This is a genomic window from Nonomuraea sp. NPDC049141 (assembly GCF_040648415.1).
Lineage (GTDB): Bacteria > Actinomycetota > Actinomycetes > Streptosporangiales > Streptosporangiaceae > Nonomuraea.
Window position 1 is genome coordinate 82,676 of sequence record NZ_JBEZDR010000015.1, and the last position, 15,401, is coordinate 98,076.

Here is a 15,401-nt window from a genome sequence, read left to right on the forward strand (position 1 = left end):
CCGGCATGACGACCATCGCGCGCATAGAGACCTTCCTCGTCGCCCCCCGCTGGCTGTTCGTCCGGGTGGAGACCGACTGCGGGATCGTCGGCTGGGGCGAGGCCACCTGCGAGGGGCGCTCCGAGACCGTACGCGCCGCCGTCGACCAGCTCGCGGAGCTGCTGGTCGGCCGGGACGCACTGCGCATCGAGGACCACTGGCAGGTGCTGACCAAGGGCTCGTTCTACCGGGGCGGCCCGATCCTGGCCAGTGCCGTGGCGGGCCTCGACCAGGCGCTCTGGGACATCGCCGGCAAGCACTTCGGCGCCCCGGTGCACCAGCTGCTCGGCGGTCCGGTCCGTGACCGGATCCGGGTGTACGGCTGGGTCGGCGGCGACGAGCCCGGCGAGGTCCGCGACCACGTCGCAGCCCAGGTCGAGGCCGGGCTCACCGCGGTCAAGATGAACGCCTCCGGCAGGATGAGCCCGGTCGCATCGATCGCGGAGCTGGACGGCGTGGTCGCCCGGGTGGCCGCCGCCCGCGAGGTGCTCGGCGACCACCGCGACGTGGCCGTCGACTTTCACGGGCGGTTCACGCTGGCCAACGCCCGCCGGGTGGCGCCGCTGCTGGAGCCGTACCGGCCGCTGTTCCTGGAGGAGCCGGTCGTCCCGGAGAACTCGCACCTCATCGGCGAGTTCGTCCGCTCGACCACCATCCCGGTGTCGACCGGGGAGCGGCTCTACAGCCGGCAGGAGTTCCTGCCCGTCCTGCAGGCCGGCATCGCGGTCGCCCAGCCGGACCTCTCGCACGCCGGCGGCATCACCGAGGTACGCAAGATCGCAGTGCTGGCCGAGGTGTACGACGTGCAGCTCGCCCCGCACTGCCCGCTCGGCCCGATCGCCCTCGCGGCCTGCCTGCAGGTCGGCTTCGCCACGCCGAACTACCTGATCCAGGAGCAGAGCATCGGCATCCACTACAACCGCGGCGCGGAGGTGCTCGACTACTGCCTCGACCAGACCCCGCTGACCTTCGTGGCCGGGCACATCGAGCGGCTCACCGCGCCCGGCCTGGGCATCGAGATCGACGAGCAGGCGGTCCGCTCGGCCGGCAAGAGAGGGCACGCCTGGCGCGGCCCCATCTGGCGGCACCCGGACGGCTCCTTCGCGGAATGGTGACCCTGACCCGCGACCTCACCGAAACCCTCGCCACCACCCGGCTCCTGGCGATCATCCGGGCACCGGCACCCGGCGAACTCCTCAGCCGGTGAGCGGTCGGTGAGTCCACGGTGAGCCATCGCCGTCACTGTTGAGCCATCGCCGGATCCACCGAGGGCCCGGCCGCTGAGCGAGGAGCAGAGATGGATGTTCTGGCAGGCAAGACGGCATTGGTGACGGGCGGTTCGCGTGGCATCGGCCGGGCGGTGGCGCTGCGACTGGCCGCCGAGGGCGCGCTGGTCGCCGTCCACTACGGCAGCGACGAGGGCGCGGCCAAGGAGACCGTGGGGTGGATCGAGGAGGCAGGCGGCCGGGCGTTCGCCGTTCGGGCCCGGTTCGGTGACGACGGCGCGGTGGATCAGCTGTTCGAGGGCCTGACCGCAGGGCTGGCGGGACGCGGGCTGGACATCCTGGTCAACAACGCGGGTATCAGCTCGGGCAACCCGATCTCACAGGTCACACCGGAGGAGTTCAGCAGGCTGCTCGCGATCAACGTCGCCACCCCGTTCTTCGTGATCCAGCGCGCGCTGCCGCTGCTGAACGACGGCGGCCGCGTCATCAACATGGGCTCGACGGCCAGCCGGTTCGCGGTCTCCACGCAGATCGGCTACACCATCAGTAAGGCAGCGCTGGAGTCGATGGCTCCGTCGCTGGCCAACGAGCTCGGCGGGCGGGGCATCACGGTCAACACGGTCGCGCCCGGCGCGGTGCGGACCGACCTGACCGCGGGCTATACCTCCATCCCCGAGGTGGTCGCCGGGCTGGAGTCGATCACCGCGCTCGGCCGGCTCGGCGAGCCCGAGGACGTCGCCGACGTCATCGGCTTCCTGGCGGGGCCGCAAGGCCGGTGGGTGACCGGTCAGACCATCGACGTCTCGGGGGGCACCTACCTCGGCCCGATCGCCCCCCGCGCGTGACCATCCCCACATGGGATGGGCTGGCAGAACCAGAGGTGGTTTCTAGAATGACCGCGTGACCGACATAAAGCGGGCAGAAGACATCAAGGCAACGCATGACGGATTCAAGTGGGCCAAAGCCGCCCCCGGCGTAATCCCCGCCTGGATAGCCGACATGGATCTCCCCACCGCTCCCGAAGTCGTCAGCGCGCTCCAGCGTCGGGCCGAGGGGGATCTCGGCTACCCCACCTGGCTTGACAGCCCTCAGTGCGGGCCCCTGGCCGAAGCGTTCGCCGAGCGCATGGCTGGGCGGTACGGCTGGCGGGCGGATTCCGAGCATGTGCGTAGCTACAGCGACATCAATCAGGCGCTCCAGGTGCTGCTCCACGTGTGGACGCGGCCCGGTGACGGGGTGGCCGTACACACGCCCACCTACCCGCCCTTCCTCGGGACGCTGGAGGGCATGGAACGCCCCCTGCATCCCATCCAGCTACGCCCCGATGGGCCCAGCGGGGGGTCGTGGCGGTTTGAGGTGCCTGATCTGTCTGGGTGCAAGGTTCTGTTGCTGGTCAATCCCCACAATCCCACCGGCCGGGTCTTCACGCGTGAAGAGTTGACCGAGCTGGCTGAGCATGTCGAGCGGCACGATCTTCTCGTCATCTCCGATGAGATCCACGCCGACCTCGTCTATGCCCCGCATCAGCACATCCCGTTCGCCACCATCCTGCCCGAGCGCACCGTCACCCTGACCTCCGCCACCAAGGCGTTCAACCTGGGCGGGATCCGCTGCTCGGTCGCTCACATCGGCTCGCCGGACATGCGGAAGGTCCTCGCCGCGCAGCCGCCCTTCGTGTTCGGGTCGGCGAACCTGTTCGGGGTGGAGGCCACGGTGGTGGCCTGGCGGCATGGCGACGCCTGGCTTCAGGAGACGCTCGCCCTGCTGGACAGGAATCGCCGCACGATCGCCGAACTCCTGCCCGAAGAGGCTTCCTACCGCATGCCGGAGGCCACCTACCTGGCCTGGCTCGACTACGGGCGCCCGGGTGTGCAGGAGGTGCTCGAACGCGAGGCCAAGGTCATGCTGAGCGACGGCGCGACGTTCGGGCCCGGTGGCGCGAACTACGTCCGGCTGAACTTCGCCACCACCGAGCCGATCTTGGCCGAGATCCTGCACCGGATGCGGGGCTGAGGCCGATGACACAAAAGAAAAGCTAGAAACGAGGGAAGTCCGTCTCTTCCACCCCCGACGGCCCAGCGCCCACCGAGTCCTTCTTCATGGACTCTGCCACCAGATACTCCAGCCGCCCAGTTATGGCCCCCTGAATCAAGATAAGGGCCATGGACAACCGCCATCCCACCTTGATGCTCCCCAGCAGGGAAGCCGGGTTGACGGACGCGGCCAGGCGCAGCGCCATGATCAATCCCAGCTCGCTCACAGTCGTCCAGAACGCGAGTGTGTGCAGCAGGTTCAGCTGCCGCACCGCGTCCTGCAGCCCGACGGCCCGGCCTGCGGCGTAGTCGGCGAGCTGGATACCCGCGGTGACGAAGTCGCGTAACTTCTGGTCGGCCACGTCCTTGGCGCCGCCGTGCCACGCGGCCGCCAGCGCCTCCAGCTTCATCGGGTCCCCGGCCCCGAAGGTCTGACCCAGGGTGTTGGCGGCGTGCCGCCAGGCCGCGATGGCCTCGTCGACCTTCTCGTCGTGCCAGGTCACGGTGACCAGCCAGAGCATGAGACCGGTTAGGGCCGTGGCCGACATCGTGGCGGCGACCTTGAGCATGGACAGCGTGCGCTGGCTCAGGTTCGCCATCTTCGCCGCCTCGGCCGGCAGGTTCGCGATCCCGGCGGCCGAGCCGCGCTGGAAGTAGGAGGACGCCTCCGCCAGCCGGACGAGGGTCACACCCGAGGTGCCGAGCGACATGAGGCCCTGTACCACACCGTTCCGGACCTCCGGCTCAGGCGAAGGCGCGTCCCCGCGTACGAGAGGCTGCTGGTGGTGGCTGACGGCAAGGACCGCGCGCATGACGTCGTTGGAGGCCCGCACGTACCCGTCGGCGGTGAGCTTCAGGTTGCGCGAGATGCCCTCGGCCGACTCCACGCCTCGTTTCGCCCGGCTGTTGAACTCGTTACTGGCCTGGTTGTGGCGGTCTCTCGCCGTGGCACCGGCCATGCCGAACGTCCCCAAGGGGAGCTCTGGAACGGCGAGCCCTTCAAGGGCCTTGCGGATGTCCTGGGCATTGAGTCCGGTTTCCCGGATACCGCTCTGACGAAAGCCGAGAGGTTCCACCGCCTTATGCCTGAGGGGAGAAGGTGGGCGGGAGCCAGGGGCGAGACGCTAAGGGCTTCATGGGGTCAACCCTGCCGACGGGACCCGCTCCGATCATCATCGGAGCGAATCCCGTGATGAATCCGTTATGTCGTGAGAGGCGGCAGGTCTGGAGGTGTGGCCGCCGGATGCTCGGCCAAGGCGGCGAGTGCGAGTTCGACCGCCTTCTCCAGCTGCGGATCGCGACCGGCCACCCGGTCCTGCGGCGTGATGATCACCTCGATGTCGGGGTCGACGCCGTAGTTCTCCACGCCCCAGCCCTGGCCCGCCAGCCAGAACGAGTAGCGAGGCTGGGTCACCACGGTGCCGTCCACCAGCGAATACCGCGAGTCGATGCCGATCACCCCGCCCCACGTCCGGGTGCCCACCAGCGGACCGAGCCCCCGGTTCTTGATGCCCGCGCTGACGATGTCGCCGTCCGAGCCCGCGAACTCGTCGGTGACGGCCACGATCGGGCCACGCGGCGAGTCCTCGGGGTAGCGCATCGGCTCGTAGCCGCGCGCGTGCGCCCAGCCGGAGACCCGGCGGGACAGCTTCTCCAGGACGAGCTCGGAGGTGTGCCCGCCGCCGTTCTCGCGTACGTCCACGACCAGCCCCTCGCGGGCCATCTCCGTACGCAGGTCACGGTGGAACTGCGCCCACCCGGAGGCCACCATGTCGGGTACGTGCAGGTAGCCGAGCCGCCCGTCCGACGCCTCCCTGACGTAGGCCCGGCGGCCCTCCACCCAGTCGTGGTAGCGCAGCTGCGTCTCGTCCGAGATCGGGGTGACCACCACCCGGCGCGTCTCGCCGCCCGACGCCGGTCGTACGGTCAGCTCGATGGGCTGGCCGGCCGTGCCGGACAGGGCGGCCAGCGGGCCGCGTACGGGATCGACGGGCCGGCCGCCCACCGCCACGATCGCGTCGCCCGCGCGCACGGCGACGCCCGGCGCGAGCAGCGGTGAGCGCGCGTCATGGTCGGACGACTCGCCGGGCAGGATCCGCTCGACGCGCCAGACGCCTTCCGGGTCGCGGGTGAGGTCGGCGCCGAGAAGGCCCTGGCGGCGGCGCGGGTCGTAGGATCCGCCGCTGGCGCGGGCGTAGGCGTGCGAGGTGCCCAGTTCGCCCTGTACCTCCCAGAGCAGGTCGATGAGCTCCGAGTAGGCGCCGATCCGTTCGACCAGCGGCGCGTAGCGGTCGAGCGCGCCCTGCCAGTCGACGCCGTTCATGTCCGCGCGCCAGAAGTGGTCGCGCATCAGCCGCCCGGCTTCGGCGTAGCCCTGCCGCCACTCGGCGATCGGGTCGATCTGGACCGTGATCCGGTCGAGATCGATGGTGACGACCTCGTCGCCCTCGCCGCTGGCGCGGGTCTGCAGGCCGTTCTTGCCATTGAGTACGAGTCTGGTGCCGTCGCCGCTCACCTCGAAGGCGCGCATTTCCCTGCCGAGCTCGGACTTGGCGCGCTTCTTGAGGTCGTAGCGTTCGAGGACGGTCTCGGCCGCCGAGTCGGTGCCGTCGCCGAGCTGCCCGGCGACGGGGTGGCGCAGCCAGAGCAGGGCGTCCTTGGCGGTGCGCAGGTTGCGGTAGTTCGCGGCGGGGACGGGCACGGGCACCACCCGCGAGGCCAGCCCCTCGGCGTCCACCTCGGTGCGCGGCGGCTCGGCGTCCTTCTTGTCCGAACCCTTCTTCTCCTCCGAGGCCGAGGCGGGCTTGTCGTCCTCGCCGTTGAACCCGCGCCCCTGCAGGCTCGGGTCGAACGGTGAGGGCGTCGTCGCCTGCAAGGGCACGATGTACGGCCGGCAGCCGGCCGGGAACGACAGGTCGAACACATGCGCGTCGTAAATCGGATCGAACGTCCGCACCGACAGGAACGCCAGATGCTTCCCGTCCCTGGTGAACACCGGGTCATAGTCGGCGAACCGCAGCGGCGTCACGTCGATGACGGAGGTCCCGTCGAGGCGGCCCATCCTGATCTGCGACAGCCGCTCGTCGTGCGGATGCACCCAGGCCAGCCAGGACGAGTCCGGCGAGAACGTCAGCCCACTGACGTCGCCCTGCGTGGTGCGATCCAATTCACGGACATTTCCGGATTCGAGGTCGACGACCAGCAGCCGCCCGTCGTGCGTGGCCGCGGCCGCGTGCTTGCCGTCGGGCGAGGCGGCCAACTGGAGCACCCGGCCCAGCTCTCCCGCCGCCAGCGTACGGATCTCACCGCCGGGCGTGCCGATCTCCAGGCCGTCCTCGCCGGTGGCGTCCGACACCCAGACCGCCCGGCCGTCGGCGTCGAGCACGCGCGGCAGCCGTACCCGGACCCCGGGCTCCACCCGCAACGCGCCCGCGGGCCCGTCGCGGTGGGTCACCCAGTGGGCGGTGCCGCGGATCTCGACCGCGCTCGCCCGGCCGGTTTCGTCCGGCGAGAACCCGCCGACGCGGGCCGGCGCCGGTCGCCGCGCGCGAGCCGGGCGCGGCCCGCCGAGCTTGACCTCCAGCTTGTACGGCTCGGCGTCGAGGCTGTCCAGCACCCACAGGTCACCGGCATGGCTGTAGACCACCCGCTCCCCGTCGGTCGAGGCGTGGCGGGCGTAGAACTCGTCGTGCCCGGTGTGCTTGCGCAGGCCGGAGCCGTCGGGCAGGGCCGAGTACACGTTGCCGGTGCCCTCGATGTCGGCCAGGAAGGCGACGCGGTCCCCCACCCACATGGCCGACCAGTACTGCGCGCCGCTGTCGGCGAACAGCCGGGCGAACTCACCGCTCCCGTCGGCGTCGACCCAGAGCTTGCCCGCCGTACCACCCCGGTAGCGCTTCCACTGTGACGGCTCGCGCCAGATCGAGGACACGGTCGCGACCCGGTCGCCACTGACGGCGGCCTCGCTCACCCACCCGTACGGCAGGCGCACCGCCTGGCCCCCGTCGAGCGGCACCGCGTACGCCCAGGTCCTGGTGCGCCCGCCCTCGCCCGCCGCGCTGACCGCGAGCACATCCCCGCCGGCGGTCCAGCCGCGCGCGCCGGTCGTCGAGCTGCCCCAGTGGGTCAGCCGCTCGCCCTCGGCCCCGTCGAGCTCGGCGGCGAACACTTCGGGCTGTCCCTCACGATGGCTGGTCCACGCGATGCGGGCGCCGTCGGGCGAGAACCTGGGGAACGACACGGGCGTGCGGTCGGCGGTGAACCGCCATGCCCGTCCGCCCGTGACGGGTGCCAGCCAGACATCGTCGTCGGCGACGAAGGTGACCAGGTCACCGTGCAGATGTGGATATCTCAGGTATGCGCCAGTTGTCACAGCAGCACACTAGTGCGCGTCCGGCCGTGGAGGCTGCCCTTGAAGTCTTGGTCAAGGCCGGTCGCCGGGCGCGTGTGTTGGATGCTAGGGGGCACGACCCGAACGCGACGTCGGTTTCGGGAGGAATCATGAAGATCTTCGCCCGCGCCTACCAGTGGCCGCCTCGTGTGGCCGCAGGGGCGTACATCCTGAACTCCGGGCTGTCCAAGGCCCAAGCCGATCGGGACACCGCGACCGGCGTGCACGGCATGGCGGCCACGGCCTTCCCGTTCCTGGGCGAGCAGGACCCCGAGACGTTCGTGGGGCTGTTCTCGAAGGCGGAGATCGCCGTGGGGGCGGCGCTGCTGCTCCCGACAGTGCCGTCGCTGGTCGCGGGGGCGGCGCTGACCGCGTTCGCCGGCGGCCTGCTCGGCTTCTACCTCAAGATGCCGGGACTGCGCGAAGAGGGCAGTCTGCGCCCGTCGCAGCAGGGGATCGGCATCGCCAAGGACATCTGGCTGCTGGGCATCGGGCTGGGCCTGGTGCTGGACGAGCTGACCCGACGTTAACGCCCGCAAGCCCGGGTAGGCGGCACACCATGGCAGAAATCGGATACACCCTGATGTGCGAGCAGACTCCGGCCCGCCAACTCGTGGACGACGCTGCCGCGGCCGAGCGAACCGGATTCGACTACGCGGTCATCTCCGACCACTATTTCCCCTGGCTCGAGGAGCAGGGTCACGCGGCCTACGCCTGGTCGGTGCTGGGCGCCGTGGCGAACGCCACCGAGCGGCTGCCCCTCATGACCTATGTGACGTGCCCGATCATGCGTTACCACCCGGCTGTGGTCGCCCAGCAGGCCGCCACGATGGGCGTGCTCAGCCAGGGCCGGTTCACACTGGGGCTGGGCTCCGGCGAGAACCTGAACGAGCACGTGATCGGCGAGGGCTGGCCACCGGTCAACACCCGGCACCGGATGTTCCGCGAGGCCGTCCAGATCATCAAGGAGCTGTTCTCCGGCGACTACGTCACCTACCAGGGCGAGTTCTTCGACGTGGACTCGGCCAAGCTCTACGACCTGCCCGAGCGCCCGGTACCGATCGGCATCGCGGCCTCCGGCGGACAGTCGGCGGACCTCGCCGCCGAGCTCGGCGACCTGTTGATCATCAATGAGCCGATGCCGGGGGCGGTGGATCAGTTCAACGCGCTCGGCGGATCGGGCAAGCCGGTGTACGGGCAGCTCGCCATCGCCTACGACACCGACGCGGAGGCGGCCAAGGAGCGGGCCCACCGGCTGTGGCGCTGGTCGGCGGCCGGATGGAAGGTCATGGCCGAACTGCCGGGGCCGGTCAACTTCGCCGCCTACGCCGACTATGTACGGCCCGAGGACGTCGCCGCCAGTGTGCCGTGCGGCGACGACGTGGACGCGGTGGTCGAGGCGGTCAAGAAGTACACCGACGCCGGCTTCACGCACGTCGCGCTCGTACAGATCGGCCACGACCAGCAGCAGCCCTTCTTCGACTGGGCCGAGAAGGAACTGCTGCCGGCGCTACGCCGCCTCTGAGCGGAGCTCGTCAGGGGACGATGTTGACCAGCTTCGGCGCCCGTACGATCACCTTGCGCGGCTCACCCGTCAGGTGGGAGCGGACCTTCTCCGACCCCAGGGCCAGCGCCCTCAGGTCGGCCTCCGAGATGCCGGGCGACACCTCCAGGCGGTCACGCACCTTGCCGGCCACCTGGACGACGGCGGTCACCGACTCCTGCACCAGCAGCGCGGGGTCGGCGGTGGGCCAGCCGGCCCGGCCGACGCCGGTGCCGCCCACGTGGCCCAGGCGCTCCCAGCCCTCCTCGGCGGTGTAGGGGGCCACCAGCGACAGCATGACGGCCAGCGTCTCGGCCGCCTCGCGGACCGCGGGGTCGGCGGCACCGGGACCCGAGTCGATGGCCTTGCGGGCCGCCGACGTCAGCTCCATCATGCGCGCGATCGCCACGTTGAAACGCTGGGACTCGACCAGCCTGGTGACCTCGTCGATCGTGTGGTGGGTGACCTTGCGCAGCTCGACGTCGCCGCCCTCGAACGGCACCCCGGGCTCACTGGCCACCTCGGTCATCACGCGGAAGGCGCGGGCCAGGAACTTCTGCGACGCGGCCGGCGACATGTCGGCCCAGTCGATGTCCTCCTCGGGCGGCCCGGCGAACAGCATGGTCAGGCGGACCGCGTCGACGCCGAAGTCATCGATCTGCTTGCCCAGGTCCACGCCGTTGCCCAGGGTCTTCGACATGGCCTTGCCGCCGTTGATCACCTGGCCCTGGTTCAGCATGCGCAGGAACGGCTCGGTGAAGTCGAGCATGCCCATGTCGTGCAGCACCTTGGTGAAGAACCGCGAGTAGAGCAGGTGCAGCACCGCGTGCTCGATGCCGCCGACGTACTGGTCGATCGGGCCCCACTTGCGGACCTGCTCGACGTCGAACGGGCCCTCGGTGTAGCCGGGCGAGGTGTAGCGCAGGTAGTACCAGGACGAGTCGACGAAGGTGTCCATCGTGTCGGTGTCACGCTGGGCGGGACCGCCGCACTTGGGGCACTCGACGTTGACCCAGTCGGTGGCGCTGGCCAGCGGGGACACACCCTTCGGCGCCAGGGCCTCGCCACGCAGGTCGGGCAGCGTGAGCGGCAGCTGATCGTCGGGGACGGGCACCTCACCGCAGTCGACGCAGTGGATGATCGGGATCGGCGTGCCCCAGTAGCGCTGCCGGGACAGCAGCCAGTCGCGCAGCCGGAAGTTGATCGCGCCCGTGCCCCTGCCGTCGGTCTCCAGCACTTCGATGATCTTGGAGATGGCTTCGGTCTTGGTCAGCCCGTCCAGCGGGCCGGAGTTGACCAGCTTGCCCTCGCCCGGCGTGGCCTCGCCGGTCTCGCCCGGGTCGGCCAGGCCGGTGTGCACGACGACCTTCACCGGCAGCCCGAACTTCAGCGCGAAGTCCAGGTCGCGCTGGTCGTGGGCGGGGACGGCCATGATGGCGCCGTGGCCGTAGTCGGACAGCACGTAGTCGGCCGCCCAGACCTGGATGCGCTCGCCGTTGACCGGGTTGATCGCGTAGCGGCCCAGGAAGACGCCGCTCTTGTCCTTGTCGGTGGACAGCCGCTCGATGTCGCTCAGCTTGGCCGACTCGGCCCGGTAGGCCTCGAACGCCGCGCGCTGCTCGTCCGTGACGATCTCGTCGGCCAGCGGCGCGTCGACGGCCACCACGAAGAACGTCGCGCCGAACAGCGTGTCGGGCCGCGTGGTGTAGACGTGGACCGGCTCCTCGCGGCCCTCGATCTCGAACAGCACGTCGGCGCCCTCGGAGCGGCCGATCCAGTTGCGCTGCATGGTCAGCAGGCGCTCCGGCCAGCCCTCCAGCTGCTCCATGTCGTCCAGCAGCCGCTGCGCGTAGTCAGTGATCTTGAAGTACCACTGGGTCAGCTCGCGGCGGATCACGTCGGCGCCGCAGCGCTCGCACTTGCCCGCCACGACCTGCTCGTTGGCCAGCACGGTCTGGTCGTTGGGGCACCAGTTGACCAGGCCGCCCTTGCGGTAGGCCAGGCCGCGCTCGAAGAAGCGGATGAACAGCCACTGGTTCCAGCGGTAGTAGTCGGGGTCGCTGGTGTGCAGGCGGCGCGACCAGTCGAAGGAGATGCCGTAGCGCTTGAACGAGCCGGCCTGCGTCTCGATGTTGGCGTAAGTCCATTCGGCGGGGTGCGCGTTCCGCTTGATGGCGGCGTTCTCGGCCGGCAGGCCGAAGGAGTCCCAGCCGATCGGGTGCAGGACGTTGTAGCCCTGCTGGAACCAGAAGCGCGCGACCACGTCGCCGATCGCGAACACCTCGGCGTGGCCCATGTGGAGGTCACCGGAAGGGTAGGGGAACATGTCCAGCATGTAGCGCCGCTCACGCGTGTCGGCGGCGTCCTCGCTGGCCCGGAACGGGTCCTGCTCCTCCCATCGCTGCTGCCACTTGGCCTGCAGCGCCTGCGGGTTGTACTCACTCACGGCGGTTGTCCTTTTGGATTGTGTCGGACCCATAAGAAAACCCCTCGTGCGCACAACGAGGGGCCAGCCGCGACGGCGAGATGTCAGAGCCGTCGCGGCCCGCTAAGAAGCAGGGTCGCGGAACGCATAGGTCAAGCCTAGCGCACCTCTTCGGCTGAATGCGGGCCATCGATCCGGCCTAGTGGGCACAATGGAACCTTCTGGTCTGGTGAGACCCGATGGTGATCTATCCGTTGTGACCTCTAATGTCCCATTAGAATACTGTCGTCGCCGTGGTGTACCTAGTTGAGCCAGAACATCCAGAAGGTGGCCTGCCCATGCAGGACCCACCGACGGATCCGCACGGCTTCGCGCGTTTTACTGCGAAACCCCTGGTCTCGCGTGAGATCATGCCGGATGCGTCAAATCCGGACATAACCTCGGGAGGTACGGCAGCAATGGCAACGGAGAATTCCGGAGCACCCCATCTGCCACCGTCCTGGCCCGAGGCGCCACAGCCGGAGGTGCCGACATCCTGGCCCGAGGCGCCTCGGCAGGACTCGTCATGGCCCGACTCCTCACGGAGCGGCGCCGGTCAGTCACCATGGCCGGACCCGGCACAGTCACAGCCTTCGTGGCCCGACCCCGCGCAATCCGCACCGTCGTGGCCGGACCCCGCGCAGTCGGCGCCGAACTGGCCCGACCCATCGCAGTCGGCGCCTTCTTGGCCTGACCCGTCGCAGTCGGCACCGAACTGGCCCGACCCATCGCAATCCGGGTCCTCCTGGCCCGACCCCTCGCGGCACGGCGCCCCGCCGCCGCAGGGGGCGCAGCAGTCCCGCCCGGATGCCGCCTGGTCCGAGGCTCCGCCCGCGTCGAACGCCTGGTCGAACCTCGGCCATCCCGACTCCCGGCCCCAGCCGCGTCCCGGCGACCCGCTGGGGCACCCGGCATCCCCGGACAACCAGCCCACGGCGTACCACCAGTTCCCGAATCCTCTCGGTGAGCGCGCGTACCCGCCCCAGGACGACCGGGGGGCGCCACGCGGCGACTTCGACCAGCGCGGCGGGCCGCGCCCCGGCTTCGACGACCCGGGGGCACCCCGGTCCGACTTCGACCACCGCGGCGGGCCACAGCCCGGCTTCGACCAGCGCGGCGGGCCGCAGCCTGGCTTCGACGACCGCGGCGCGCCCCGCTCCGGCTCCCCGCTGGACGGCCCACGGGGTAACGTCACTCCGCTGGACGGCCCGCGCGGCAACGTCACTCCGCTGGACAGCCGGCGTGGTGGCACTCCCCTGGACGAGCGTGCGGTGCCGCGTTCCGCGCCCTCTCCGGACGACCGCCTGGTCGCGTACGGTCAGGCGCCGGGCCAGGCCCCGCCCCAGGCGCCGGGCGCCGAGCACCACCAGGGCGAGCACCACCAAGCCGAGCACGGCAGGCCGGGCGGCAACCTGAGCCGCGACCCGTCCGACCCGGAGAACAGGTTCGTGACGGCCGGCCAGATCAGCGGCTCCCGCACCCCGCCGCCCGAGCGCCAGCAGGAGCTCTGGGACAACGTCTTCGGCGACGACTACCAGGCGATGGGCGAACCGGATTCGCTGGACAACCCCGGCAAGCCCATCTGGATCTACGCCCTGGCGGGCTCGGTGGCCCTCGCCTTGGTCGGCGCCGTCCTCTGGGCGTTCCTCGCCGGCCCTCTGGCGGCCGACAAGCCGACCGCCAGCAGCAGCGCGGCCGCCAACGCCAAGTCCAGCGCGTCGCCCAGCTCCACCCCCGCCAAGACGACCAACTCGATCCCCCGCCTGCCGCGGTGGTCCGGCAAGGCCGCCCCCGTGCTGGGCACCGTCGCCAACCCCACGGCCGGCATCACGATCCCGCGCCTCGGCGGCACCTGGCAGCAGGACCAGCGCACCACCGTCAAGACCACGTACGGCTTCGACACCCGCCAGTACGTCGTGACGGGCAACAACACCTCCGCCCAGATCCTCACGGGCCCGCTTCCGGCCAAGCTGGCGTCCTCGTTCACCAGTGAGGACGACCTGGAGCCGGTGATCAAGCAGGTGGTGCTGAACGCCCGCAAGCGCTTCTTCCCCACGGGCAACACGGTCCGCAAGATCGCCCAGCAGCCGATCAAGGTCGGCCAGTCCTCGGGCCGTGTCATCGCCTACGCCCTCACCTCGGGCACCGAGAAAGCCACCATCGTCACGGCCGCGATCAACACGGGCAAGGACGTACCGGCGATCGTCTACATGTCGATCCCGTCGACCAGCAAGCAGCTCCTGCCCGACGTCAACACGATCATCAAGCAGATGAAGGTCACCACGTCCTGACCCCCGGGTCCCGGGGGCCAGAACGTTCCTAGAAGGTGCACTCCAGGCGCTTGATGCCGTTGATGAAGCTGGAGTGCAGGCGGTCCGGCTTGCCCGCCTCGATGCCCGGCACCCGGCGGAGCAGCTCGCGGTACATCACCGTGATCTCCCGCCGGGCCAGGTGCGCCCCCAGGCAGAAGTGCGGCCCCGGCCCGCCGAATCCCACGTGCGGGTTGGGCGAGCGGGTGATGTCGAACCGCTCGGGGTCCTCGAAGACGGCCTCGTCGCGGTTGGCCGCCCAGTAGAACAGCACCGCCTTCTCCCCCTCCCGGTACAGCTGCCCGTTCATCTCGAAGTCCCTGGTCACCTTGCGGCGCATGAAGTTCACCGGCGACCCGAGCCGGACGATCTCCTCCACGGCCCCCGCCGCCCGGCTCTCGACGTCCTCCAGCCAGAGCGCCCGCTGGTCGGGGTTGTTGGTGAGCAGGCGCAGGCCGTACGAGATGGCGTTGCGGGTGGTCTCGTTGCCCGCCACCACCAGCAGGATGAAGAACGACCCGAGCTCCTGCAACGTCAGCCGCTCACCGTCGATGTTGGCGTTGACCAGGGAGGACGTCAGGTCGTTCGTGGGGTGGTCGGCGCGGTAGGAGGCCAGGTCCTGGACGAGTTGCTGGAGCTCCGCGCCGGCGTTGAGCAGGAGCGGGACCACCTGGCTGACGTCGCCGCCGGTGTATTCGGGGTCGAAGCCGCCCAGGATGAGGTTCGAGCGGTCGTAGACGAACTGGTAGTCACGCTCGGCGATACCCATCATGTCGCAGATGATCTTCAGGGGCAGGCGGGCGGCGACCTGGGTGACGAAGTCGCAGCCGGGACCCGTGTCCAGCAGGTCGTCCACGATCTTGGTGGCCGCGGTGTTCACGTCCGCCTCGAACTGCTTGATCATCTTGGGGGTGAAGGCCCGGGAGACGATCCGGCGGAGGCGGGCGTGCCGGGGGTCGTCCATGTTGATCATCGAGCCGAAGTACTCGGCGAACTCGGCGGGCATGTCGGGGATGTTCGTGGCGCCGCCGCTGCCCGAGGAGAAGATCTCCGGATTGCGGCTGGCCTCCAGGATGTCGGCATGCTTGACCAGCGCGTAGTAGCCGGGGCCCGGCTGTGCGAAGTCGACCACGGGCTCGGCGAAGAAGGCCGGTGTATCTCGCGCCCGCAGCCGGTCGAAGGCCTCCCTCCGCTCCGCCATCGGCTTGGCCCAGAACTCACGATCCGACAGGTCGAAGTCAAGCACGTCCATGAAACACCATCATTCGATTAGCGGCCTATGCACGTCAACGTGATCGAAGTACACCGTACGTCCGCGTGGGCGGGCGCGCGCGGAAAATCGGTGGCCTCGGCAGGCGGTTGATCTATAGCGTGGGCCCATGACGTTCTTCTTCTTC

General features: G+C 69.9%; 10 protein-coding genes. 6 read left to right on the forward strand and 4 right to left on the reverse strand.

Translation table 11 applies throughout. The annotated features are described in order from the left end of the window. The first annotated feature begins 5 nt into the window (after positions 1–5). The 3 genes from dgoD to AB0B91_RS38875 all read left to right on the forward strand — a co-directional run bounded on the left by dgoD (position 6) and on the right by AB0B91_RS38875 (position 3,278). Positions 6–1,154, forward strand: coding sequence for a galactonate dehydratase (gene dgoD / locus AB0B91_RS38865; RefSeq protein ID WP_358330865.1), 1,149 nt, complete (start codon positions 6–8; stop codon positions 1,152–1,154). 182 nt (positions 1,155–1,336) lie between these two features. After that, complete coding sequence (locus AB0B91_RS38870; RefSeq protein ID WP_358330868.1) at positions 1,337–2,110, forward strand: SDR family oxidoreductase; 774 nt, start codon at positions 1,337–1,339, stop codon at positions 2,108–2,110. 55 nt (positions 2,111–2,165) lie between these two features. Beyond that, positions 2,166–3,278 (forward strand): aminotransferase class I/II-fold pyridoxal phosphate-dependent enzyme, encoded by a 1,113-nt coding sequence (locus tag AB0B91_RS38875; RefSeq protein ID WP_358330872.1) that lies wholly within the window; start codon positions 2,166–2,168, stop codon positions 3,276–3,278. A 22-nt stretch (positions 3,279–3,300) separates the two neighbouring features. On the opposite strand, the gene AB0B91_RS38880 is transcribed toward AB0B91_RS38875, so the two are convergent. Continuing rightward, entirely contained in the window at positions 3,301–4,257 is a 957-nt protein-coding gene (locus tag AB0B91_RS38880; RefSeq protein WP_358330875.1) for a hypothetical protein, read from the reverse strand. A gap of 242 nt (positions 4,258–4,499) precedes the next feature. Beyond that, positions 4,500–7,670: a PDZ domain-containing protein gene (locus tag AB0B91_RS38885; RefSeq protein WP_358330878.1), complete on the reverse strand. Its 3,171-nt coding sequence runs from the start codon at positions 7,668–7,670 to the stop codon at positions 4,500–4,502. Between the two features lie 128 nt (positions 7,671–7,798). Here AB0B91_RS38885 and AB0B91_RS38890 point away from each other — a divergent pair, with 128 nt between their 5' ends. Next, on the forward strand, positions 7,799–8,218 hold the full coding sequence (locus AB0B91_RS38890; protein ID WP_358330881.1) for a hypothetical protein: 420 nt from the start codon (positions 7,799–7,801) through the stop codon (positions 8,216–8,218). 29 nt (positions 8,219–8,247) lie between these two features. Then, positions 8,248–9,213 carry a TIGR03557 family F420-dependent LLM class oxidoreductase gene (locus tag AB0B91_RS38895; protein WP_358330884.1) on the forward strand — a complete coding sequence of 322 codons (966 nt, stop codon included), beginning with the start codon at positions 8,248–8,250 and terminating at the stop codon, positions 9,211–9,213. A 10-nt stretch (positions 9,214–9,223) separates the two neighbouring features. Here the strand turns inward: AB0B91_RS38895 and leuS are convergent, their stop codons facing one another. After that, on the reverse strand, positions 9,224–11,710 hold the full coding sequence (gene leuS, locus AB0B91_RS38900; RefSeq protein WP_358330887.1) for a leucine--tRNA ligase: 2,487 nt from the start codon (positions 11,708–11,710) through the stop codon (positions 9,224–9,226). 404 nt (positions 11,711–12,114) lie between these two features. Between leuS and AB0B91_RS38905 the strand changes: the two genes are divergently transcribed. Next, positions 12,115–13,986: a hypothetical protein gene (locus tag AB0B91_RS38905; RefSeq protein WP_358330890.1), complete on the forward strand. Its 1,872-nt coding sequence runs from the start codon at positions 12,115–12,117 to the stop codon at positions 13,984–13,986. 28 nt (positions 13,987–14,014) lie between these two features. Here the strand turns inward: AB0B91_RS38905 and AB0B91_RS38910 are convergent, their stop codons facing one another. Then, positions 14,015–15,256 (reverse strand): cytochrome P450, encoded by a 1,242-nt coding sequence (locus tag AB0B91_RS38910; RefSeq protein WP_358330893.1) that lies wholly within the window; start codon positions 15,254–15,256, stop codon positions 14,015–14,017. Positions 15,257–15,401: the final 145 nt, after the last annotated feature.

Coding starts and splice junctions, on each gene's coding strand:
- dgoD (WP_358330865.1), top strand. CDS start 6: ATGACGACCATCGCGCGCATAGAGACCTTCCTCGTCGCCCCCCGCTGG.
- AB0B91_RS38870 (WP_358330868.1), top strand. CDS start 1,337: ATGGATGTTCTGGCAGGCAAGACGGCATTGGTGACGGGCGGTTCGCGT.
- AB0B91_RS38880 (WP_358330875.1), bottom strand. CDS start 4,257: ATGGCCGGTGCCACGGCGAGAGACCGCCACAACCAGGCCAGTAACGAG.
- AB0B91_RS38890 (WP_358330881.1), top strand. CDS start 7,799: ATGAAGATCTTCGCCCGCGCCTACCAGTGGCCGCCTCGTGTGGCCGCA.
- AB0B91_RS38895 (WP_358330884.1), top strand. CDS start 8,248: ATGGCAGAAATCGGATACACCCTGATGTGCGAGCAGACTCCGGCCCGC.
- leuS (WP_358330887.1), bottom strand. CDS start 11,710: ATGGGTCCGACACAATCCAAAAGGACAACCGCCGTGAGTGAGTACAAC.
- AB0B91_RS38905 (WP_358330890.1), top strand. CDS start 12,115: ATGGCAACGGAGAATTCCGGAGCACCCCATCTGCCACCGTCCTGGCCC.
- AB0B91_RS38910 (WP_358330893.1), bottom strand. CDS start 15,256: ATGGACGTGCTTGACTTCGACCTGTCGGATCGTGAGTTCTGGGCCAAG.